This window comes from Brenneria corticis, from assembly GCF_003115855.1.
Lineage (GTDB): Bacteria > Pseudomonadota > Gammaproteobacteria > Enterobacterales > Enterobacteriaceae > Brenneria > Brenneria corticis.
Genome location: NZ_KZ819098.1, coordinates 1 through 20,146 on the forward strand (window position 1 = coordinate 1; position 20,146 = coordinate 20,146).

Annotated in this window: 27 protein-coding genes; 5 read left to right on the forward strand and 22 right to left on the reverse strand. The window is 52.0% G+C overall.

All coding sequences use genetic code 11. The features are described 5' to 3' along the window. Window positions 1-86: 86 nt before the first annotated feature. On the reverse strand, window positions 87-1,265 hold the full coding sequence (gene purT, locus DDT56_RS21420) for a formate-dependent phosphoribosylglycinamide formyltransferase (protein WP_136168412.1): 1,179 nt from the start codon (window positions 1,263-1,265) through the stop codon (window positions 87-89). 163 nt (window positions 1,266-1,428) lie between these two features. Here purT and DDT56_RS21425 point away from each other — a divergent pair, with 163 nt between their 5' ends. Further along, a complete protein-coding gene (locus DDT56_RS21425) occupies window positions 1,429-3,465 on the forward strand; it encodes a S9 family peptidase (RefSeq protein ID WP_136168413.1) in 2,037 nt (678 codons plus the stop codon). A gap of 281 nt (window positions 3,466-3,746) precedes the next feature. On the opposite strand, the gene DDT56_RS21430 is transcribed toward DDT56_RS21425, so the two are convergent. Further along, window positions 3,747-3,977 (reverse strand): DNA polymerase III subunit theta, encoded by a 231-nt coding sequence (locus DDT56_RS21430; RefSeq protein ID WP_136168414.1) that lies wholly within the window; start codon window positions 3,975-3,977, stop codon window positions 3,747-3,749. Window positions 3,978-4,307: 330 nt separating this feature from the next. On the opposite strand from DDT56_RS21430, the gene ftnA reads away from it, so the two are divergent. Both ftnA and DDT56_RS21440 read left to right on the forward strand, forming a co-directional pair. Further along, entirely contained in the window at window positions 4,308-4,823 is a 516-nt protein-coding gene (gene ftnA, locus DDT56_RS21435; protein ID WP_136168415.1) for a non-heme ferritin, read from the forward strand. A gap of 262 nt (window positions 4,824-5,085) precedes the next feature. After that, a complete protein-coding gene (locus DDT56_RS21440; protein ID WP_210417065.1) occupies window positions 5,086-5,442 on the forward strand; it encodes a YebY family protein in 357 nt (118 codons plus the stop codon). A gap of 318 nt (window positions 5,443-5,760) precedes the next feature. Here DDT56_RS21440 and DDT56_RS21445 read toward each other — a convergent pair whose 3' ends face one another. From DDT56_RS21445 to DDT56_RS21455, 3 genes are all read right to left on the reverse strand, one after another. Beyond that, window positions 5,761-6,843: a tyrosine-type recombinase/integrase gene (locus tag DDT56_RS21445; RefSeq protein WP_136168416.1), complete on the reverse strand. Its 1,083-nt coding sequence runs from the start codon at window positions 6,841-6,843 to the stop codon at window positions 5,761-5,763. After that, window positions 6,818-7,084, reverse strand: a complete 267-nt coding sequence (locus tag DDT56_RS21450) for an excisionase (protein ID WP_136168417.1) — start codon at window positions 7,082-7,084, stop codon at window positions 6,818-6,820. Before DDT56_RS21450 ends, DDT56_RS21445 begins: the two co-directional genes overlap by 26 nt. A gap of 83 nt (window positions 7,085-7,167) precedes the next feature. Continuing rightward, window positions 7,168-7,371 carry a hypothetical protein gene (locus tag DDT56_RS21455; RefSeq protein ID WP_136168418.1) on the reverse strand — a complete coding sequence of 68 codons (204 nt, stop codon included), beginning with the start codon at window positions 7,369-7,371 and terminating at the stop codon, window positions 7,168-7,170. Between the two features lie 325 nt (window positions 7,372-7,696). Between DDT56_RS21455 and DDT56_RS21460 the strand changes: the two genes are divergently transcribed. After that, a complete protein-coding gene (locus tag DDT56_RS21460; RefSeq protein ID WP_136168419.1) occupies window positions 7,697-7,969 on the forward strand; it encodes a helix-turn-helix domain-containing protein in 273 nt (90 codons plus the stop codon). On the opposite strand, the gene DDT56_RS21465 is transcribed toward DDT56_RS21460, so the two are convergent. From DDT56_RS21465 to DDT56_RS24465, 14 genes are all read right to left on the reverse strand, one after another. Beyond that, window positions 7,966-8,292, reverse strand: coding sequence for a DUF1493 family protein (locus tag DDT56_RS21465; RefSeq protein ID WP_136168420.1), 327 nt, complete (start codon window positions 8,290-8,292; stop codon window positions 7,966-7,968). The two genes, DDT56_RS21460 and DDT56_RS21465, sit on opposite strands and share 4 nt — an antisense overlap. Next, a complete protein-coding gene (locus DDT56_RS21470) occupies window positions 8,286-8,735 on the reverse strand; it encodes an STM2901 family protein (RefSeq protein WP_136168421.1) in 450 nt (149 codons plus the stop codon). Before DDT56_RS21470 ends, DDT56_RS21465 begins: the two co-directional genes overlap by 7 nt. Before the next feature lie 119 nt (window positions 8,736-8,854). After that, window positions 8,855-9,109 (reverse strand): DNA polymerase III subunit theta, encoded by a 255-nt coding sequence (locus tag DDT56_RS21475; RefSeq protein WP_136168422.1) that lies wholly within the window; start codon window positions 9,107-9,109, stop codon window positions 8,855-8,857. A 40-nt stretch (window positions 9,110-9,149) separates the two neighbouring features. Then, window positions 9,150-10,664, reverse strand: coding sequence for a hypothetical protein (locus DDT56_RS24645; protein ID WP_136168423.1), 1,515 nt, complete (start codon window positions 10,662-10,664; stop codon window positions 9,150-9,152). Window positions 10,665-10,674: 10 nt separating this feature from the next. Next, window positions 10,675-11,307, reverse strand: a complete 633-nt coding sequence (locus tag DDT56_RS21485) for an ASCH domain-containing protein (RefSeq protein WP_136168424.1) — start codon at window positions 11,305-11,307, stop codon at window positions 10,675-10,677. Beyond that, complete coding sequence (locus DDT56_RS21490; protein ID WP_246856846.1) at window positions 11,308-11,805, reverse strand: hypothetical protein; 498 nt, start codon at window positions 11,803-11,805, stop codon at window positions 11,308-11,310. 35 nt (window positions 11,806-11,840) lie between these two features. Next, window positions 11,841-13,514, reverse strand: coding sequence for a YqaJ viral recombinase family protein (locus tag DDT56_RS21495; protein WP_136168425.1), 1,674 nt, complete (start codon window positions 13,512-13,514; stop codon window positions 11,841-11,843). Next, window positions 13,501-14,070 (reverse strand): hypothetical protein, encoded by a 570-nt coding sequence (locus DDT56_RS21500; RefSeq protein WP_136168426.1) that lies wholly within the window; start codon window positions 14,068-14,070, stop codon window positions 13,501-13,503. Before DDT56_RS21500 ends, DDT56_RS21495 begins: the two co-directional genes overlap by 14 nt. Then, window positions 14,070-15,155 carry a hypothetical protein gene (locus DDT56_RS21505; protein WP_210417066.1) on the reverse strand — a complete coding sequence of 362 codons (1,086 nt, stop codon included), beginning with the start codon at window positions 15,153-15,155 and terminating at the stop codon, window positions 14,070-14,072. Before DDT56_RS21505 ends, DDT56_RS21500 begins: the two co-directional genes overlap by 1 nt. Window positions 15,156-15,168: 13 nt before the next feature. Further along, on the reverse strand, window positions 15,169-15,306 hold the full coding sequence (locus DDT56_RS24460; protein WP_168197666.1) for a hypothetical protein: 138 nt from the start codon (window positions 15,304-15,306) through the stop codon (window positions 15,169-15,171). Between the two features lie 76 nt (window positions 15,307-15,382). Then, entirely contained in the window at window positions 15,383-15,739 is a 357-nt protein-coding gene (locus DDT56_RS21510; protein ID WP_136168427.1) for a hypothetical protein, read from the reverse strand. 62 nt (window positions 15,740-15,801) lie between these two features. Further along, window positions 15,802-16,056, reverse strand: a complete 255-nt coding sequence (locus DDT56_RS21515; protein WP_136168428.1) for a KTSC domain-containing protein — start codon at window positions 16,054-16,056, stop codon at window positions 15,802-15,804. Next, complete coding sequence (locus tag DDT56_RS21520; RefSeq protein WP_136168429.1) at window positions 16,031-16,330, reverse strand: hypothetical protein; 300 nt, start codon at window positions 16,328-16,330, stop codon at window positions 16,031-16,033. The genes DDT56_RS21515 and DDT56_RS21520 overlap by 26 nt, the downstream gene beginning before the upstream one ends. A 1,125-nt stretch (window positions 16,331-17,455) precedes the next feature. Next, entirely contained in the window at window positions 17,456-17,593 is a 138-nt protein-coding gene (locus DDT56_RS24465; RefSeq protein ID WP_168197667.1) for a hypothetical protein, read from the reverse strand. Between the two features lie 566 nt (window positions 17,594-18,159). Here DDT56_RS24465 and yecR point away from each other — a divergent pair. Then, a complete protein-coding gene (gene yecR, locus DDT56_RS21525; protein WP_136168430.1) occupies window positions 18,160-18,501 on the forward strand; it encodes a YecR family lipoprotein in 342 nt (113 codons plus the stop codon). A 111-nt stretch (window positions 18,502-18,612) separates the two neighbouring features. Here the strand turns inward: yecR and DDT56_RS24880 are convergent, their stop codons facing one another. The 3 genes from DDT56_RS24880 to DDT56_RS21540 are packed head-to-tail and all read right to left on the reverse strand — an operon-like array spanning window position 18,613 to window position 20,125. Then, on the reverse strand, window positions 18,613-19,074 hold the full coding sequence (locus DDT56_RS24880; protein WP_246856847.1) for a hypothetical protein: 462 nt from the start codon (window positions 19,072-19,074) through the stop codon (window positions 18,613-18,615). Then, complete coding sequence (locus tag DDT56_RS21535; RefSeq protein WP_136168431.1) at window positions 19,067-19,384, reverse strand: hypothetical protein; 318 nt, start codon at window positions 19,382-19,384, stop codon at window positions 19,067-19,069. Before DDT56_RS21535 ends, DDT56_RS24880 begins: the two co-directional genes overlap by 8 nt. 60 nt (window positions 19,385-19,444) lie before the next feature. After that, complete coding sequence (locus DDT56_RS21540) at window positions 19,445-20,125, reverse strand: S24 family peptidase (RefSeq protein ID WP_136168432.1); 681 nt, start codon at window positions 20,123-20,125, stop codon at window positions 19,445-19,447. Window positions 20,126-20,146: the final 21 nt, after the last annotated feature.

Here is a 20,146-nt window from a genome sequence, read left to right on the forward strand (position 1 = left end):
TAAAACAAGAACCCCACGGAAAATGTGGGGTTCGTCAGCAATCTGAGCCATCCATGCGGATGGCTTTTTTATGGACTCGGCAATGATTAACCGCTGACCTTCACCGCCGCCGCGGTTTTTTTCGCCAGCAGGACGGCCTCGTCGGTGGTTTGCGCGCTGGCCAGCGCCACGCCCATCCGGCGCTTGCCGCTGATTTCCGGTTTGCCGAACAGGCGGATCTGGGTGTGGGGAAGCAAGGCGCTCTCCAGCCCCTGATAGCGCACGTTCCGGCTATCCAGCTCCGGAAGGATCACCGCGGAGGCCGCGGCGCCGTATTGATGAATGGCGCCGATCGGCAACCCGAGAAACGCGCGGACATGCAGCGCGAACTCTGACAGATCCTGCGAGATCATCGTCACCATCCCGGTATCATGCGGGCGCGGCGAGACTTCGCTGAAAATAACCTCGTCGCCGCAGACAAATAGCTCCACGCCAAACAGCCCGTGACCACCCAGCGCTTTTACCACCTCGGCGGCTATTTTTTGCGCCCGCTCCAGCGCCAGTGGGCTCATTTGCTGCGGCTGCCAGGATTCACGGTAGTCGCCGTCCTCCTGACGGTGGCCGATGGGGGCGCAGAAGTGAATACCGTCCACCGCGTGGATGGTCAGCAGGGTGATTTCGAAATCAAAATCGACTAATCCCTCAACGATAACCCGCCCGCCGCCGGCGCGCCCGCCCTGCTGGGCATAGCGCCAGGCCTTATCCAACTGCCCGGGGTCCCGCAGCAGACTTTGTCCTTTGCCTGATGAACTCATCACCGGCTTGACGATACAGGGGTAGCCGATGTCGGCCACCGCCTGATGAAAGCCGGTTTCGTCGTCGGCAAAGCGGTAGCTTGAGGTCGGCACGCCCAGCGTTTCGGCCGCCAGGCGGCGAATGCCTTCGCGATTCATCGTCAGGCGGGTTGCCTGCGCGCAGGGCACCACGCGATGGCCTTGCCGTTCGAGCGTCACCAGCATATCGGTGGCGATGGCCTCAATCTCGGGCACGATATAATCAGGGCGTTCGGATCCAACCAACGCCTTTAACGCCTCGCCGTCCAGCATATCAATGACGTGGCTGCGATGGGCAACCTGCATGGCAGGCGCATTGGCGTAGCGATCGACGGCGATAACCTCGATACCCAAGCGTTGACACTCAACGGCGACTTCCTTGCCCAACTCACCGGAGCCCAGCAGCATCACGCGCGTGGCGTCGGCGCGCAGGGCAGTTCCAATCGTTAACATAGCCTATACCCGATCTGGTTGTGAAAAATGGGCGCAGTATAAACGAAAACGTTTGCGCGCGCATCCGAGGCCATGCGGCGGCGCGGGGAAAACGCCGCCGTGACTTGGCATCGGACGGGAATCGTGCCACTCTTTTTATTCCCGAACCAAGGACCTGAACACCATGACAGCACCGCAAGCAGCAAAAAGACCCCATCCGTTGACCGTTCATAATGATACCCGCATCGATAACTACTACTGGCTGCGCGACGACCAGCGCAGCGATCCCGACGTGCTGGCCTATCTGCAACAGGAGAACCGCTACAGCCGCGAGGTGATGGCGCCTTACGACGGGCTGAAACAGTCGCTGTATGACGAAATGGTCAACCGGATACCGTCGGAGGATATGTCGGTTCCCTACGTCAGAAAAGGTTACCGTTACCAGAGCCGCTATGAGCCGGGCAAAGAGTATCCCATCTATCGTCGCCAGCCCGAAAGCGTGACGGATAAATGGGAAACGCTGCTGGATGGAAATCAGCGGGCGGAGAATCATGAGTTTTATAGCCTGGGGACGCTGCAGGTCAGCCCGGATAATCAGCTGTTGGCGTTGTCGGAGGATTTTCTGTCCCGCCGGCAGTACGACATTCGGTTTCGCGATCTGCGCAGCGGCGAGTGGTTGCCCGACGTTATTGAAAAGGTCTCTTCCGGGGCGGAATGGTCGGCTGACTCCGGCACGCTTTATTACGTGCGCAAACATCCGCAAACCTTATTGCCGTATCAGGTTTATCGCCATCGGCTGGGAAACGATCCGGCGGCCGATGAACTGGTGTATGAGGAGAAGGATGATACCTATTACGTCAGCCTGGGCAAGACGACCTCGGAACGTTACATCATCGTTTACCTTAGCAGCACCACCACGACCGAGGTGCTGCTGATCGACGCGGCGCGCCATGACGCCGCGCCGCAGGTGTTTATCCCCCGGCGTAAAGATCACGAGTATGGCGTCGACCACTATCGGGACGCCTTTTACCTGCGCTCCAACCGGGAAGGAAAAAACTTTGGCCTGTATCGAACGCAGGAAGTAGGGGAAGGTAGCCTGGAAACGCTGATTGCGCCACGGGAGCAGCGCGTGCTTGAAGGTTTCGAGCTGTTTCGCGACTGGCTGGTGGTGGAGGAAAGGGAGCGGGGACTCACCAGCCTGCGGCAAATTCACTGGCAGACGCGGGAAGAGAAAAACATTACCTTCAATGACGCCAGCTACGTGACCTGGCTGGCGTATAACCCAACGCCGGAAACCACGCTGCTGCGCTATGGCTACGCGTCCATGACCACTCCGAGTTCGCTCTTTGAGTTGAATATGGATACCGGCCGGCAACGGTTGCTCAAACAGGCGGAAGTGAAGGACTTTAGCGCGGATAATTATTGCAGCGAACGCTTGTGGATTACCGCCCGCGACGGCGTTGACGTTCCGGTCTCCCTGGTCTATCACCGCGAACATTTCAAACCCGGCCAAAACCCCATTTTGGTCTACGGCTATGGCGCCTATGGCAGCAGCATGGACGCGGATTTCAGCGTCAGCCGGCTTAGCCTGCTGGACCGGGGATTTGTCTTTGCGCTGACCCATATTCGCGGCGGCGGCGAACTGGGGCAACAGTGGTATGACGACGGGCGATTGCTGAATAAAATGCATTCGTTTACCGACTTTATCGATGTGTCGCAGGCGCTGGCCGAAAAGGGTTATGGCGACCGGCAAAAAATGTTCGCCATGGGCGGCAGCGCGGGGGGACTATTGATGGGCGCGGTGGTGAATTTTGCGCCGGATCTGTTTAAAGGCGTCGTCGCGCAGGTGCCGTTTGTTGACGTGCTGACCACCATGCTGGACGAGTCCATCCCGCTAACCACCGGCGAGTATGAAGAGTGGGGGGATCCGAACGATCGCCGCTATTATGACTACATCAGGCAATACAGCCCGTACGACGGGGTAACCGCTCAGGGCTATCCGCATATGCTGGTCACCACCGGATTGCATGACTCGCAGGTCCAGTATTGGGAACCGGCAAAATGGGTGGCCAAACTGCGGGAAGTAAAAACCGATAAGCGTTTTTTGCTGCTGTATACCGATATGGATGCCGGGCACGGCGGAAAGTCGGGACGGTTCAAACATTATGAGGATATTGCGCTGGAATACGCGTTCCTGCTGATGGTGCTTGAAATCGACTGAGGTGGTGAGAGTAAACCCGCTGATGCGGGTTTACCGATCAGCATTGTTGGCTTTAAGTGATATCCGCCTGAGGCTGCGCTTTCTTAGCCTTTTTGTCCGCGCGCTTTTCAACGGCGGTTTTCAGGGGTTTTTTCTTGCTGTTCTTTTTGCTGTCCATTCCTTTACTCATTTCTGACCTCGCTTGGTAAAAGGTTGGGTTGCCAACCCATTAACCGCTTGTTTGGCGCGAGATGCAAGGAGAAAATATTTTTTATCGCGAAGAAATGTGTCGCCGGCAGACGCTATTTGGACTTAGGCTCATAGGGCAGGCGTGAGAACTGTAGCGACCGCTGGCGGTAAAAGCCGACGCGCTCACGGAAATAACCGCGCAGATGCTCCGGCTGTTCCCGCTCCACCATCTCAGGAATAACCGGCATGTTATAGCGTTCTTTAAAGGCAACGCCCGACGCGGCCAGATCCACATTCATCTTGTCCATCTCTTCTTTAGGCAGATCGGCCAAATTATGTCCCATGTGGTTTTCTCCTGCATATTGATTACCGTATTCTGTGCGTCAAGGTAAAACAGCGCCGGGAAAATGGCAAGACGCTGCCCTGACTGCCGTGGGCACAAAGCGGGTTAAATTATATTTTTTATTCTTTTTGATAATAAAAATAATTCTCAATCACGATAACGAATAATTTATTGAAAATGAAAATTAGTATCAATTCGGTAAAATATAATTATATGATTTAAAACGAAAAAATAATTATTTGTTAATTTAGTTAATGAGATGTTTTTATTTTTATTATTCAGGCATAATAAGCCGCGATGCATTTACCTGCCTGAGAAATAAGGAATGACTATGTTAAAAAAAGAAATGATCGAAAAATTGAACGAGCAGCTTAACCTGGAGTTTTATTCCGCTAATTTATATTTACAGATGAGCGCCTGGTGCGGCGATAAAGGTTTTGAAGGTGCTTCCGCTTTTCTGAAAACCCATTCTCAGGAAGAGATGGAGCATATGCAGCGCCTGTTCAACTATCTGGATGACACCGGCAGTATGCCGATATTAGGCGCCATTGCCGCCCCGCCGGTAGAGTTTGCGTCGCTGGCGGACGTATTCAAACTCACCTATGAACATGAGCAACTGATTACCGACAAAATTAACCAGCTGGCCCATGCCGCAATGGCGCAACAGGATTATTCAACGTTCAACTTCCTGCAATGGTATGTGGCCGAGCAGCATGAAGAAGAAAAACTGTTCAGATCCATCCTGGATAAACTGGCCCTGGTCAACGCCAGCGAAGGCGGCCTGTTCTTTATCGATCAGGATCTGAAAAAAATGGCGGCCAATGTGTCTGGTGGCGCAACGTCCTGAGTCCTTCAGACTGACTGAAACCCCGGCATAGTGCGGCATAGCGGCAATGCGCATCGGTTGAACGAGCGCATTGTCCTGCCGTGACGAAACCTTACCGTTACTGCTTTCCCCCCTCGACTTCATCCGGCACTATCGTTATGATCGCCGCTAGCGGCTATATAGTAACCCTCTGTTTTATATGGTATGAAGCCTGCCTTCGAGCTGGATAATCGTGCCGCTGCAACGGGGCGTAAGCGCCTGAATAATCATGCTCAGGAACAACATGATGAAGAAAATATTGTTATTGCTGATTCTCGCTTCACTGTCTGTTAATGCCTTTTCCGCCGCCAAGCTGGCGAATATAAGCCGTCTGCAATACGGAGAAGCCTGGGCGTTCACGCGGGAAGAGGTTCAGCTTATTTGCCGGCCAGGCAAAGCGCTGTATGCCCTGCATACCGGAACGTTGATGCAATATCCTCTTAACGACGTTGCTACCGCCCAGATGAAGGCCGGCCAGGTCAATGCCCAGCCGATAGACGCCATCTGGTTGGACGACCCCAAGCATCCGGGGCAGAAGAAAAGCTTACAGCCTTTTATCGAACGCGCCGAACAGCTTTGCGACCCTGAGGCTAAGCCATAAAGTGATTGATTCCTTGATTAAATGTTAATTTACCGGTCTTTAATGGTTGCGATAAAGTGTGAATTCTGTTCCGTTTGTGATAATTGCAAATGCACGAAAACTGGAAAACGCAAGGGAGTTGGCTACGCTTAGGTGACAAGGCTTGTTCAGCTTGTATAAATGCCAACTTTTAGCGCACGGCTCTCTCCCAAGAGCCATTTCCCTAGACCGGATACAGGAATCGTATTCGGTCTTTTTTTAAATCATTGATTTATAACGGTTTATTTTTCGGATACACGAAAATACACGAAAATTCCACGAAAATCGATATTCGGTCTTTTATAGATAAGTGTATTCTTTGCCCCTTGTATTCAGATATTTATCTGTCATTTTGACTGATTTGTGACCGAGTAACTTCTGGGCAAACTCCTTTCCTTTCTCCTTCTCATAGAGTCGCCCGGCCAGACTTCGTATTTCATGAAAAGTTGGCGGGCTTTCATCAAAAACTATGCCTGTGGCTTTCCTCGCTTTAACGAAACCCTTGGTCAGGCTATCGGGATTCATCATGCCATCAGGGCTATTTTTTCTTATACCAGCGCTGATGAGATAGTCGGTATTGCTGGCATTCCGGCATTTATCAATAACATCCCCAAGAGAGAACCTGGCGGCTTCCAGTCGCAAATCCATTGGCAGCGCCAGCATGCTGCCGGTTTTACCCTGATCAACTCGTAAGCGGCCATCAATGATATGACAGAAGCGCATTTGCGAGACATCTTCGCGTCGTTGCCCTGTGATAAGCGCCAAGTCCATAGACAAAGAAAACCACATTGGCTGTTGTTCCGCAGCTTGACGAATGGCTATATATTGCTCAAGTTCTAATCGTTCTCGCTTCACTTCTGATGTGGGAACGCGTGTTGGCATTACCGGGTTATTCTCAATATGCCCTTCAACAATTGCTTCACGAAAAATATCAGAGAGAACAGATCGTAAACCTCCCGCCATTGATAGTTTCCCCTGTTGAAAATATATCTCCAGAAATCCAGCTATATCTCTTGTTGAGACGTCCTTTAAGGCCTTGTTCCCCAATGCCTGCTGAATTGTTGCGATTTGACCAGCTCGGATCTTGTAAGTGTTTTCTGCCAAGTCACGGCGCTTAATAATCACATCGTAACGCTCCAGCCACTCAGTGAGTGTGGTGTCTTTTTTCTCTTTTAACCTTTCAATGAGTGCTACTGGTGCATAGTTTTGTTCAATGTAGTTATTTGCCTCTATCGCCTGGCTTATAGCATCCCGCCGGGCAATCTGACCCAGTGGAATTTCTTTCCCGGTAATGGGGTTCCGCCAATAGTAGGATTTATAACTACGGCGGTATGTCAGGTTTCGAGGCAGATTGGCGTCATATTTTTCCGGCCTCTTTGCCATGGATGAGTCTCTCAACTAACGGTGACTGAATTTGTTTTTCCTGAATTAACTTTCGTGCCAGAGAAAAACTTTTGGGATTGATATAAATAGCTTCTTCGCGCACCCGGTATTCCCTGCCGTGTTTTTCTGGGGCAGGGTAAATTTTTCCGTTTCTCGCCCAGCGCCAAAGTGTTTGCTGTGACGGGCGAGGCTCTTCATAATTTCGCTTGGCCCATTCTTCTAGAGTTAATAATTTGGTCATTGATCAGTCCTCATAAAAAGGGCATGTCAATGACACGCCCATATTCTGGTCGTTTGGTGTGCGTAGGGAAGGGACTTGGTTAGTTAATTTCGATGTAACACTGGATGAGTAATTGCCGCCCAGCATAGTTTGTTCTCATCGTGAATTCCGCGCCCGCCGTCATCCCAATCAACGAGATACGATACCGGCTTGTCTTCGTGTTCTGGATAAATAGCCATCACAACGCCTTTTCCTGTTGCGTGCGGCTGGTTCAATTTCACGATGGCATTGATAGGGAATTTAGCCATTATCGATAACCTCCATAATCAGAGATGCTGTAATAAATGGTGTGTTGAGAGGTAGGAAATCAATAAGGAATAACCACATCGTTAGGGATGTGGTGATATTTTACGTGATGGATTACCATGTATCCGCCCGTGGAAAAATCCATTGGCGGGGATTTGCAGCCCCCTCAGATGTTGTCCATCAGCTTTTCTCAGCTGGTGCGCCTGTTCACGCCTGTCTATGGCGGTCCAGGCGGGGGGAGGATTTATCCTCGCCGGTTTGACAACATCCCGGTCTGCAAACCCTCGTCTGGATCGTCACCATCAAACAGACGTGAGGATTATCGATATGCCCACACCAACCCATGATTGGCACCCAGCAGATATTATCGCCGCCCTGAAAAAGAAAGGAACGACGATGGCTGCCGTTTCGCGTGCTGCCGGATTAAGTTCATCAACGTTGGCTAATGCGCTTGCGCGCCCCTGGCCGAAAGGGGAATGGTTGATCGCCGAAGCATTGGGGATTCCCCCTGAAGAGATCTGGCCCAGTCGGTATTACGACGTTGACGGACGTCCTCTGCATAGGGTAATTAGAGGGGTGCGTCCACCGAGTAGCGATTAGTCGTAGAGCCAGCGGCCAGATTTTGCTGACTCGGAAAACATGCGGATGGTGAGAGGTGTTTTGTCGTTTTCCACCGGCTTCTTAGAAAACCAAGTATGCCAGAAAGGTGTATCCCGCCATGGGTAGTAGTTGTCCCAGTTGAAGCGGGACATGTCTACGCCGAATGTTTCGCCGTACTTGTCGATTGCATAATAAAGTTCATCCCCTTCCGCATATTCTTGCAACACAGTATCGAGTTCTAACGGAATAGTTTTAAACGTCAATGTTGCCAAGGTGGAGATCTCTTCTTTGAAAAAACTTAGTACATCCTCATCCGTCACCATAGCTTGTCTTCTCCACGGGCAATATGGTTATACTCCACAGTGGTTAGAAAGCTGATCCTGGCAACATCGTTGGCCAGAATCACCCACCCAACAACCGGCACCGCACGCCCTACAAACACGCCAATGTTATTGACCATTATAACTTTTAGATGTCGAATAGAATATTTTGTCAGCGTCGGTAATAACCTTCTCTTCAGCCGAATGTCCAAGTGCTTTCGAAAGAAGAGCGATGCACGTGATGTGCCGGGAGTTGCCGTGCTGGGCTTTCCAGAAACAGGAATGTTATTATCCCCCAAAACCAAAGCAGCCACGGCGGCTATGTCATGAACTCCCAACTGTTTCTGGACATTCTCAACGAATACCCAAAACAGTAATTCGTGGGCCGTTAAGTTACCCATACCCTGGTAAAAATAGGTTCCGCCCAGTTCCTCTGTAGTATCCATCCATCCCTCCAATCTGGATTCATATAACTGACAGATAATATCTGTCCATCTCCATTGTTTTTATCAGAAAAAACCTATTCGTTCTTGTTTAAATCCCACTATATTTCTGAGCAAATTGACTATTTCTTTCCGTTGACGTCCGCCATTTGCTGATATCGGGGATCGTTGGCATTCGGCAGCGTTTTACTCACCCCCCTATAATACGCCAGTCGCTCACGGAAATACTCACGGTACTTCTCCGGCTGTTCAGATTCGATTTGCGCCGGTATCACAGGCATATTCATGCGTTCTTTATATGCAACGCCACTGGCGGCAATGTCAATATTGACTTTGTCGCGCTCTTCCTGTGGTAAATCACCGAGATTGTATGACATAGCTACCCTCCTTGATGGAGTATAGCAGGGGGGATATTGATTAATGCATCTGCTGCGCCATCCTTATCGCTTCTTTTTTCGTGATTTTAGCCAGCGAGCTTTCCGGTACGCTGTTATATCCGGACCCCAGTCTTTTGATAACAACCACGTCACCATCGTAAGCAACTACGCGGCATGGAGACTTTTCCCACTTACTTGTGTGAATGCAATAATCACCAGCGTTGAATTGCATTTTCACATCCTTACGCTGCGGAGCGGCGGCGAGCATTGCATTGTAAATGACAGACGGGTTGTTGCCGCCCATTTCTTCCATGTACTGCCGTGCCGCCCGACCAGCGGCACTAATCATTGCGTCGGTTGCCGTCTGCGGAACTAACGCCCAACCATCCGGAATTACCGGAGAGTTCGAATTGTCTAACGCTCGTTTTATCGCATCCCGCTCAGCCGGAGTGAACCGATCAGCCTTTGCCGCTTCAGTAAGAATCTTGTGAGAGGCTTTACGCTGGTGGAGCATCATTGCGAAATTAGCAACATCTTCGAACGTACCTGGGTTTCCCTTGACCAGGTGAGCTACCAACATCGCCGCCAGGCTTTCCACGCTACAAAGATGCGGGTCGTCCCATCCACGCCGACCTTTAGCGCGAGACTTTGCGAGTTTGGCTTTACACGCAATAGCAAATCGATCAAACGCTTCATCATCTGAATGTTGCAGTACCTGTTCGGAATTACCGGACAACTTCACGCCGGCGTCTTTGAGCGCATAAATAACGTCTCCGGCATACATAACGCATGAATTCACATCGTTAATTTTCACCCAAACTTCAGGCGGCAACTTCACCGCCCGCGCCTCCAGTTCTGCGATACGTTCTTTCGACTCTTCGTACGCAGATCGATAAACCTCAGAAAGATGCTGCAAGTTCATGAAGGCGGTCGTCATTACTGACAGCTTTTCCAGTGAATCCTTGCATCGGGGAATGGCATCCTGTTCTCCACCAAAGTGCAATGCAGCCAGGTTTGCTTGAAACGCGTGGAAGTGTTCGCCGCAGTGAAAGCAAGTCCAACCCTTAATCTCAGCAATGGCAGCATCTGGATTTACACCCATCAGGTCGTATTCACAGATATAATCAAAACTGGTGTCTTCAGTCTCCGGAGCGGGTTTGTGTTGGTTGTGCATCGTTGCTCGCTGAACAACGACACCCCAGCATATTTGTCCTGTCTCGTCAGGCCATCCTTCGCCAGCACAATCACGGCAGTAATCCAATGCATCCTCTGCCTGTTTGATCGCCCCTCCCATCGTGTCGTGCTCATCGTATATTGCGTCAGGACCTTCATATGTGAAGAACCGCAATCCCTTTCCGCCAAGGGCTAGAATTGTTTGTTTCAGCGCCGTATTCTCAGCAGCCAATTTTTGCCGGTCTACATCGTAGTTATCAGTCAATGCGCGGTAGTGATCGAGTTGTTTCTCCAACCTCTGATAGTCCTTTAGCAGCACGAAATCCCCAGATGCCGTGCAAATCATTGCGTTTTTTGTGTGTAAATATCGTTTAATGGTCATTGGTCAGTCCTTATTGCTTATTGATGTGTTTAAATTCGATCACCCAGCACCACGGATTGCTGACCCAGCTTTCCTCGCCATAGATGGATTTCCAGATCGTGGCAAAAGAGCCTCTGGCGCTCAGTTGGTGCTGAGTCCATCCAGGCTGGTAATGCCGCCAGTATCCGCCGCGTAGCTGCTCAACTCCTTCTGCCCTTGCATCCTCTTCACTGATATCGTTCAGCCGCTCTACGCGCACGTCGGTGGTGTCTAGCAGAATGCGGCTTGCCCAGCGAGGCATGTGGATTGAGGGAACAATTTTCCCTTCACCACCGCGATAGCGGTACAAGTCGATCCATAAGCCAGCGTCAAGCGGATGAGCTTTGATGGGAATCTCTGCTTGATCTGCTGGATAGCAAACTACATCCAGACCAGATTCCAGTTCTTTAGCGTGGACCGTCTCGCGCACATACAAACGGTCGCCAATCTCACCGAATGGGCAGCGATATATCTTTTCGCTGGTATCCATCCACGGCCCGCCACGCAGTCGAGCTAAGCCGTCTTCATCCGGCTGCGGCTTTACGATGCGCCGCGTCTGCGTTTTCTGGCCGGACAAAATCGCCCGCACCATCTCGCTATTGAAAATAATCGGACGTTCTTTCACTTAACCCTCCTTACCCAGCCGTGCCAGAATCACCGCCTTTGACGGCAGCGGTAATTGCTGAGCCAGTTGCCATTGCTTGCGCTGCGTCTGCGTTTTATGCGTCAGCAGTTTGCGGATATCGCCTACCGGGATGCTGGTATCTTTGGCGATCACGTTTTCGTTGATGCCGCGGCGGTGGAGTTGGTAAACCGACAGCATGATATTGGCTGAATAGCGTCGTCGGGCGCCGATACGCGGCGTAACAGCAGGCGATGCCGTGGGGAACCGGCTGCCGACATAGATCGGCTTTGGTTCCGGTTTATACGGTTTGCCAGTGTGTATTGCAGACCGGGCGCGCATACGATGGATAATGACGTGCGTCCAGTCGCAGTGGTCGTCTTCTGCTTTAAACAGGACGCCTACAGGGTGTAATTCTTCTTCCATGCAGGCAGCCTCATTATGTCGAACGGGGCGCAGGGATGACTCCAACACGTCAGCGACGGTTGTGATGGTGGTCATAAGGTGTTTCCTGAATGGTGAGGGTGGTGAGGGACTTAGTTGTTCACAGTCTGAACAGTCCCGATGTGTCGCAGCAACGCGGCGCAGATGCGCGAAAAATCGCTTTCGTGGTAGAGCTTTGCGGCTTTGTCCGTGGCGGCATGCGTGATGCCCAGGCGCGCTAAACCGTCGGCTGTTAGGGTGATAGGCGCCAGACGATCGTTGATTTGCCCCAGGCGTAGCGTAGGTGCAGCATTCGGCTCGGGCTGCGGGACGTTTCTTGCAGCCTTTTTTACTGCCTCTGCGAGCAACTGCGGCGCGGTGGTTTCCATGCTTTCGGTTTCGCGGGCGGGAGGTTGTCCCTGCTGCTGTTCAGCCTCCAGACGCGCAACTTCTTCCCGGCGGATACGCTCGCGTTCGGCTTCCAGTCGGGCTTCTTCCGCTTTCTTGTGTGCATCGATACGCGCTGTTATCGCCAGTTTGAAATCATCGAACGGCTTGGCGGCCAGTTGTTGCAGGTCGGCCAGCAACGCGCGATAGTCGGCGGCGTTGGCATCAATCCAGGCCAACTTCGTGCGCAAGTCGGCGGCCTGCTGGTCGGCGGCTATCTTGCCGTTCGCCAGCGCGGTATCGATCTTGTCTTGGATGCTCGCCAAGGTTTTCAGCCCCTTGATTGCACCGGCAAAGTCCGGGATGAGCACGTCCAGGCGCAGTCCGGAGATTTCGCGCTGCAGGTCGGCTACGTGGGCGGCGAACGCCTGGCGGGCCGCCGACACTTTCTCCGCGCGCCGGCGCTCCTTCTCGCTGGCTAACAGCTTTTCTGCCATTAGCCGGTTGTCGCGCACCAGCTTGGCGAGCATATCTTTTCGGCGCTTCGCTTCGTCGACGCTCTGGATTTGTGCCAGCATCATCGCCTCGGCGGAGTTCAGTGTATCTTCCGCCTTTTTCATCGCCTTTATTTGCAGGTCAAGGTCGGCGAAGTCCTGGTCTGTTTGAGGTTCGCGGATCAGCTTGTTTTCAAGGAAGTCGCGCAGTGCTACCTCGAAAATCTTGAAGTTTTCGCGAACTTCGATTTGCCCGTTGACCTGCACTGATACCGCCGGCAGGTCCTGCACTGCTTCGGCGACCACCGCAGGTTTAGCCTCTGGCGGTATGTAGTCAGCCAGATCGCGGTCGAACTGTGCCCAACCAGCGCGGATGCGCTCGAACCATTCAGCGTCCGGCAGCACCTCCATGCAGACGAGGTTTTCCGGCGTGCCATCGGAGACGGTGAAAATTACGCGCCGTGCGCCCGTCACCAGCATGATCTGCTGACATTGGGGCATGTGTTCTTCTGGCAGCACCCCGGCGTACACGGATGCGGCCAACTCGGCCGCCCACTGCTTGTGCTCAAACGCGGTATCATAGAGCATCGTCAGGCCGTCGCAGGACGCCGATAGGTTGCCGCCCTCATCCTCGTTGGAACACGTCACCGGGTAGAGGTCTTCGCCGATAATCTCCTCGACCAGCGGCCGGGCCTGCGCCTCAACCTGGTGGCCGTAGTCGAGGATGTTGGTCTGCACCCAGTCGGAGAACTCCTTGGGCGTGCCGGAGTGTTTGATACGCAGCAGTTCGGAGCGTGTCGTCTTCTTCGACAGGCCCAGCATCGCAGCAGCCTCGCTGGCGCCGTGATGGGTTAGGCGGAAGGCTTGCCAGGCGTCGGTGCCTTGTGTTAGGTCATGAATGCGCATGGGATACTCCTTGTGTAAGTGCCTTCTGGACGGGCCAGCCGTATTTGGTAATTCGCATGGCGATGGTTGATGCCTTGATACCAGTGCGTCGCGACCAGCCTGCATAGGTGTCGGTTACGCCGTTGAATGTCAGCCAGCCATTTCGCTTTGATCCTCGACCGAGATCTGCAGCCCCGTTTTTCACCCTGAGCCACATTCCGGACACTGTGAGCCCGGCTTGTGACGCCAATTCGGGAACGCGCTGAGAGCGCCCATCAACTTCGACGCGGATCGTGTTCCGTTTGTTCGCAGCTTGCTCGGCGCGCGTAACCCAACAGCACTTGCTGGGCTCGTAGTTGCCGTTTACATCCCTGCGTTCGATTGTGTGGACAGACGATGGCCTTGGCCCCATGTCCGAGTAGAATTGGGAAAACGAATCCCATGCCGCGCAGACGGAAATTCCGCAACCACCATAGTTCTCGAATTCGGTGCTGTGCGGGTTATTGCAGCGGGTCCGCATATCCGTCCACACCCGGTATTCAGGCATGTTCGTCATTCCATGTTGTTCCCGCTTCATTATTGGTTGCTCCCGCTATTGGCCCACGATGCGATTTCCATTTTCTGGTCGTCGGTGAGCAGTTCCTTGGTCTGAATCATTGCGATCAGGTCGTTCACCGACTTACCGCCCTCGATAACCTTGCGCCATCCGGCTTTCTTCTTCCCAAAGGCTTCATCGCTGCATGCCGGCAGCGAGTCGCCTTTCGAGCCACTGCCAGCACTGCTCGCATTGGCGTTCCTTCCAGTGGTCTGCTGTTCAGCCTTGTTCTCCATGACGGATTTCCACGACGATTCGCCGTCTCGGATGGCACCATAAATACCGCGCAGGTTGACCAATTCGGCGGGAGAGCAAGTATCAAGGCTGTGGCCCAGATATTCGGCCAGATCAGCAGCCTTAACGCCGATTTCTCCGAAGGCGTCAGCGATGCGCTTGCGCTCGGTGTCGGGGTCGCGTGCAGCCTCATCTAATCGGATGGCCTTGATGATGGACTCTGCTTCGTCTTGAAGATCGCCTGGAATGATGCGCAGTCCTAGCGTGCGGATGGCCTTTGAAATTTGCGCGGCGCGTTTGTTCAATAAGTCATCGTCCGTGGCTGGGACCGTATAGACGTTCTTGTTGTAGCTGTTCTTGCGCACGCTGATGTAACTGCCGTCATCGGACGGCTTCGAGCGTTCGACGGTCTTGGTTACGCGCACGTCCAGCGGGTAGGTGAGGTTGGATTCCAAATCGGTCACGGAGACGCGGTGGATTTCCTTGTTCTCGTCCTCGAAAATCATGCTGGTTTCCACCAGCACGTTCGTCATACAGCGTAGCGCCACCTCGACGAAGCGGATGCCCAGCCCCTCCACGCCGTTACCGATGGGTTTGCGGTAGTAGGCGCTTTTGTTATTGGCGAAGCTGGGGCGCCGGCATTCCTTCAGCAGGTCTTGGCGCACTTGATCCCATTGGCGGGGGCGGCGCAGTGCCATGATATAGCGGGCCTCAACCATCGCTTTGGCTTGCGCAGCTACCGCGGTGGCGGAAGTTTCCAGAGCCGTCAGGGTGTTGCTGACGCCTCCGAAATCCTGGCGTACTGCCAGGGCTTGAGAATCATGAAAAGTCATTGGTCAGTCCTTATCAAAGAAATAATGCCAAGGTGGCAAACGCGGCAACCGTAACGACAATGACGAACGTCAGGCCGTGCTTTTGCTGCGGATAGTGGTGGATGTTGTGGCTGCCTATGCGGTGTTGGTACTGGATATGTTTTACGGACACGGTATACTCCTTAGCGATCGGGTTGGTCCCCGATCAACTGCTGATGATCTTTATGGTCATTGGTCAGTCCTTATGGTCATGCGGTTTGGTCGCCGCTGACCGGGATAGCCCCGGCGAAAGCTGGGGCTTTTCTCTCTAATTCGCTGATGCGCCCGGCCTTAACCGCCATGGCGAATACCTTTTCCTGAAACTTATTCAGAAATTCTTCCATTTCCGGCGATTCAACCAGTGCATAAACCGGTCTTTCGTCGGTGCCTGGCACGATGCATTCATCCGAGATCAGTTGCTTCATTCGATTAAACAGATGCGCATTGCGCCGCAGATAGTTAACGCGTTCAGCCAGCACCGCCTGTTCAACCGGATCATGTGGCAGTCTGCGCTCGTACTGTTCCCGGCGTTCCTCCTGCATCCGCTGATAGTTGTACTCGTACATATGAACCTCACTGTATGCCAATGGGCTTACTCATGCGCCCGACACAGGCGCATGGTGAAAACCTACGACTTTTCCTCATTGATGCGCTGGTACGGAAATTTGTCCGTATTGGGCTTGATGTTGCGATAGAAATGGGAGCCAATGGACTCGGCGCCGGAGAATGCCGCGAAATCGTCGGCATTCACGTTGCTGTAGTGGTAAAGGCTGCCCGGCGCGTTATTGCGTCCGTTGAAACGAATGGCTAGCGTGTTGGTCGCCGGGTCGTGGCCGATGCTGTGGATCTGTGATGATTTAACGGGGGTCATTACGATTGGCATTGGTTAGTCCTCTTAGTTTAAGTACATAGTTCATGCAGTAGGTCGGACTGCGTTCTTTCCAGAAATTTTTGTTCTGCATTTTCTGGCTGGGTGGGTAGTAACAAACGGTGCCTTGCGGCGTGCGGAAAATCAGGGTGTTATTTCCTTCTTCCAGTTCAACGCCGTTCCTGATGAAAAACGCTTTAATGCGCTCGTAGGCGCCATCGCGAGCCCGGCGGCGGCGCTCTTTTATAAATGGCTTGAGATCGCGGTAGTAATCGCCAACGTCACCCATTCTGTTGTTCCCTCACTTTCCGCATGAAATCACTATCTGGTGCTGGCGGTTCCAGCATTTCTCCATTACCCAGGTAGTCAGGATTCATGTATTGCTCATGGAAGATATGGGATTCTTCCTGGCAGTTGGGGCACCAGGTGCTACCGTGCTTGTTGGTGCCGCACATTTCGCAATATTTAGTCATTACGGTTGCTCCATAAATAAAAAAGCCGCATATAAGCGGCGGTTCCCGGTGTTGGCGATGTCATCTACCATTTTTACCTCTCTTAGACGGCATGCGGTGATCGGATAACCACTCCCAGATATGGAAAACGGTCGCGATAACGACTGACAACCCAGCCAGGATTGCCAGCGCAAGAAGGATTTCCATTGCGGACCTCTTTCGACGGGCGAAAAAAAAGCCCACCGAAGTGAGCTTGATTTCATGTTGGTTAGTAAACGCCGCGGGGGATAGTGCTACTACCGCGCATTTTTTGCCGCCCGCTGGCCGTATAGCCAACGTAGCGATCGGGGTCGGTGCCATCGGGCAGGGGCTTTTCAGTGCGCCGGGGCAGCAGGGGGAAATCCGGTGCCGGTTTGCAGCGAGCCATAACCGCAAGCGCTTTGCCTACGCGGTCACTTTTGCATTGGGCGATACGCTGAATATTTTCTATCCTCTGCCGCAGAGTTGCAGAACGCCGTTTTTTACGTGGTTTGGTCATTGGTCGGTCCTCAGTGGTTAGTGCGCCACGTTGGCCGGCGCTCTTTGATTGTGGTCCCGGTTGCCTCTGGGGCTGTTTGTCCAACCAGACGTTCCGTTGGCCCAAGCGCAGCAGCTTCTTCCATTTCTCACATAAGGGTGCTGTTGTGGCACCGGGGCGCTATCCCGCTTACTTCCCGCCGCTCCGTTTTTGTCTTGGTCACCAGTTGCTATGACTCAGCCGATTCACGGGTCTTTGCGTCGGCCGGCGCTGCATCTCGCTTAAGAACGCCACAACGGAAAGAGCACTATCGCCGGTTCTCTTGTCAGCCTGCCAAGCAGCCGCCGTCCCCTAAATGCTCTTACCTGTTGTGTGCCGGGCGCTACTCCGGCGGATCTCTTGGTTATCCGGGGGCTTCCACCTCGGCAGCAGCGCGCTTCAAAATTCAAAAGAAAAGAGTTACTAAAGCAAACGACAACAAACTGATGAACACCACGCCGAACGCATAGAGCACGGCGATCGCGAGTAGCGCCCTGATAAAAGAGTTGTTGCCCATGGTGATCGTCTCATTCAGCGGTTTCATTCATGCCCCGCATGGTGAAATCACTTATCGTTTGTAGTTGCGTGCGCGGCAGAGGCAATACTTGACTGCGCTTTCGTAGCCTTCTACGGCTCGGCGCTTAGCCCACTGCCGCTGACGACGACGCCAGCGGCGGCGATCACCTTCAATTCGTTTTGATGCAGTAGTTTTAATTGCTAGTCTCATTGTATTCCCCTCGTTCAGTGGTCTTATTGCAGCGCCCGGCGTCGGACGCTGAGTAAAATCACTGCCATGTTTAGCCGTAGCCGTCTCACCGGTACATGCGGACCGTTGGTATGGAGACTTAACCTGACTGTTAAAGAGCGTTCCCGGAGGGGATGAAGTTAGTTTATTAAATAGTTAACTTTAAAGTCAAGTAATCACTAAACAACAATTTGTAATTTGATATTAGCTTGTTGTTTTAGAAGGGGATTTATTTTCTTTTACATGTGGTGTATAAGATTTATCTGAGCCATGATGAAAGGAGTGCGGGGCGATGCGTTGGCTCCTATTTCTTATTTTAAAAGTGATTGATATATAGAACGTTTATTTAAAAATAAGGACCTTACATGAAAAAAATAATTCTTATCACAGCAATATCTTTTTCTCTAACTGGATGTGCAACTTCGACCGACAAGCCGGTAGAAGTCGTGGATGCTGATCGTGCCAGCGGATTCGTGACAGTGGGATTCGTTAATGACACCAACATGCCTTTGGTTGACAACGGAAGCAAAGCTCGTTGGGGTGATGCTGTAGGGATTGCTTCAAACGTGTGTCGAAAATGGGGATATGACGGTGCAGAAGAGTTAACCCCCCATACTCGAATTGATGGCGTCAGAAATGGGTATGGGCAATTACTGAATGGAAGTATAACGAAGAAATATCAGTGCTTCGGTGGTAAGCCGCACTGATTTAGAAAGCCCCTTTTTCGCCAAAGGGGCTCATCATCATGGAAACCAGAAGAGGCAGCAGGGCACAAAAATCCCGCCGGGTGGGAATGATGAAAGAAAGAGCGGAATGTGTCAGAAGAGTAGTCTTGCCGCAGTCAACGTAAGACCAGCTATGCTTAGCACGGTCACGATCATCCAAACGATTTGCCTGTTTATCGCGGATGTTATGGCGGTGGTCATTTCGCTAGTACTTGGCTTTTTGGATAACTTTTCGTCCATATCAACCTGTTTTTGCAAAATAACAGCAACATCACGGGCTGCTTCGGCAGAGGTTTTACGCAGGTCTCGGATATCCACCCTAGCTTCGGCAAGATTTGTTTTAATGTCTTCGACATTAGCTTCCAGTTTAGCAACCCTTGCCTCAAGCATGTCATCACCTCCGCCACCTCCTGAATCTGATTGTAATGGACCACCCTTTGTAAATCCAGCGGAAGCAGCGCCGGATTGAGCCCTTGTCTGTGATATTGATGCGGCAGAGGTGGCTGCGGCATACTGTTCTTTAATTGATGCATTTTCGTAGTATGCGTTAGTCATTTTTAGTTTTATTTTCTACAGGCTCAGTAGCCTCTTTTGCGAGGGCGTTTTCATGCTGATCGATGATAAATTTTGCTAATTTTAACATAAGCTCTTCTGACATACGGATGGTGGCCATGTTGTATTTTGTTACAACAGTGGGGACATTGACTTCTTGATCTGTATTTGGCCATTCAGTTACATACTTAAAAAATGAGATAGAACCAAGTCGTCCACTACCTTCACCGAAAGAGGCATAACCAAACGCATCAGCGTTCTCATCTACATATACCGCCGCTTTTTTTATTAAATTCTGATTATCATCTGCCATAGTTGTTTATCCTTGTGGTGATGTGAAGATATCACACCGACAGCATACGGGGCTGCGCAGTTACAACAACACCGAATACCAGAACACCCGCCCAATAATTTCAACCTCAGATTCATAGGCTTCTTCATCCAGATCCCGGTTAAAGCTGTGAATCACCAACACACCACCTGGTTTACGGTAAAGTTGCTTAATGCGTTTCAACTTGTCATTACCACCGCCTTCTTGAGCAATGGCATATAGCTTGCCATCAATAATACGCTTGTTATTCGTATCAACAGCAACCGTTGTTCCATGTGGAATGATGGGCTCCATGCTGTCGCCGGTAGCGGGGAAGCATAAAACGCCAGAGCCGTCAGTATTGGCACCGACTTTCCGCAGCGTTGATTTAGAAAACCGCAGTCTAAACCCGTTGTGATCCTCACTTTGAATTCTCCCGTCACCGCAGGCAAATTCGATGTCCTTTAAGAATGGCACCTCTACTTCATCCTCTGAGAGTGCTGTTGTGTCGTCCCAGGACGCTACGGTGCCCCATTCTGACTGCGGAGGGATGGAGGATTCTTTATCAAGGTCAAGATATCCTTCGGGCATGCCATAGTCACGCTCAAGCCTCCTTGCTGCTTTTTCGCCAAAAGCAGCTTTCCCATTCAATAACTGGGATATGTAGCTTTTTTCTTTTTCGGGGATGTTTCTCTCCGAAAACCACTCTTTGAGGTGAGTGCGCCTGATTTCTCTTATGTCCATGAAAGCATTTTGATTAGTATT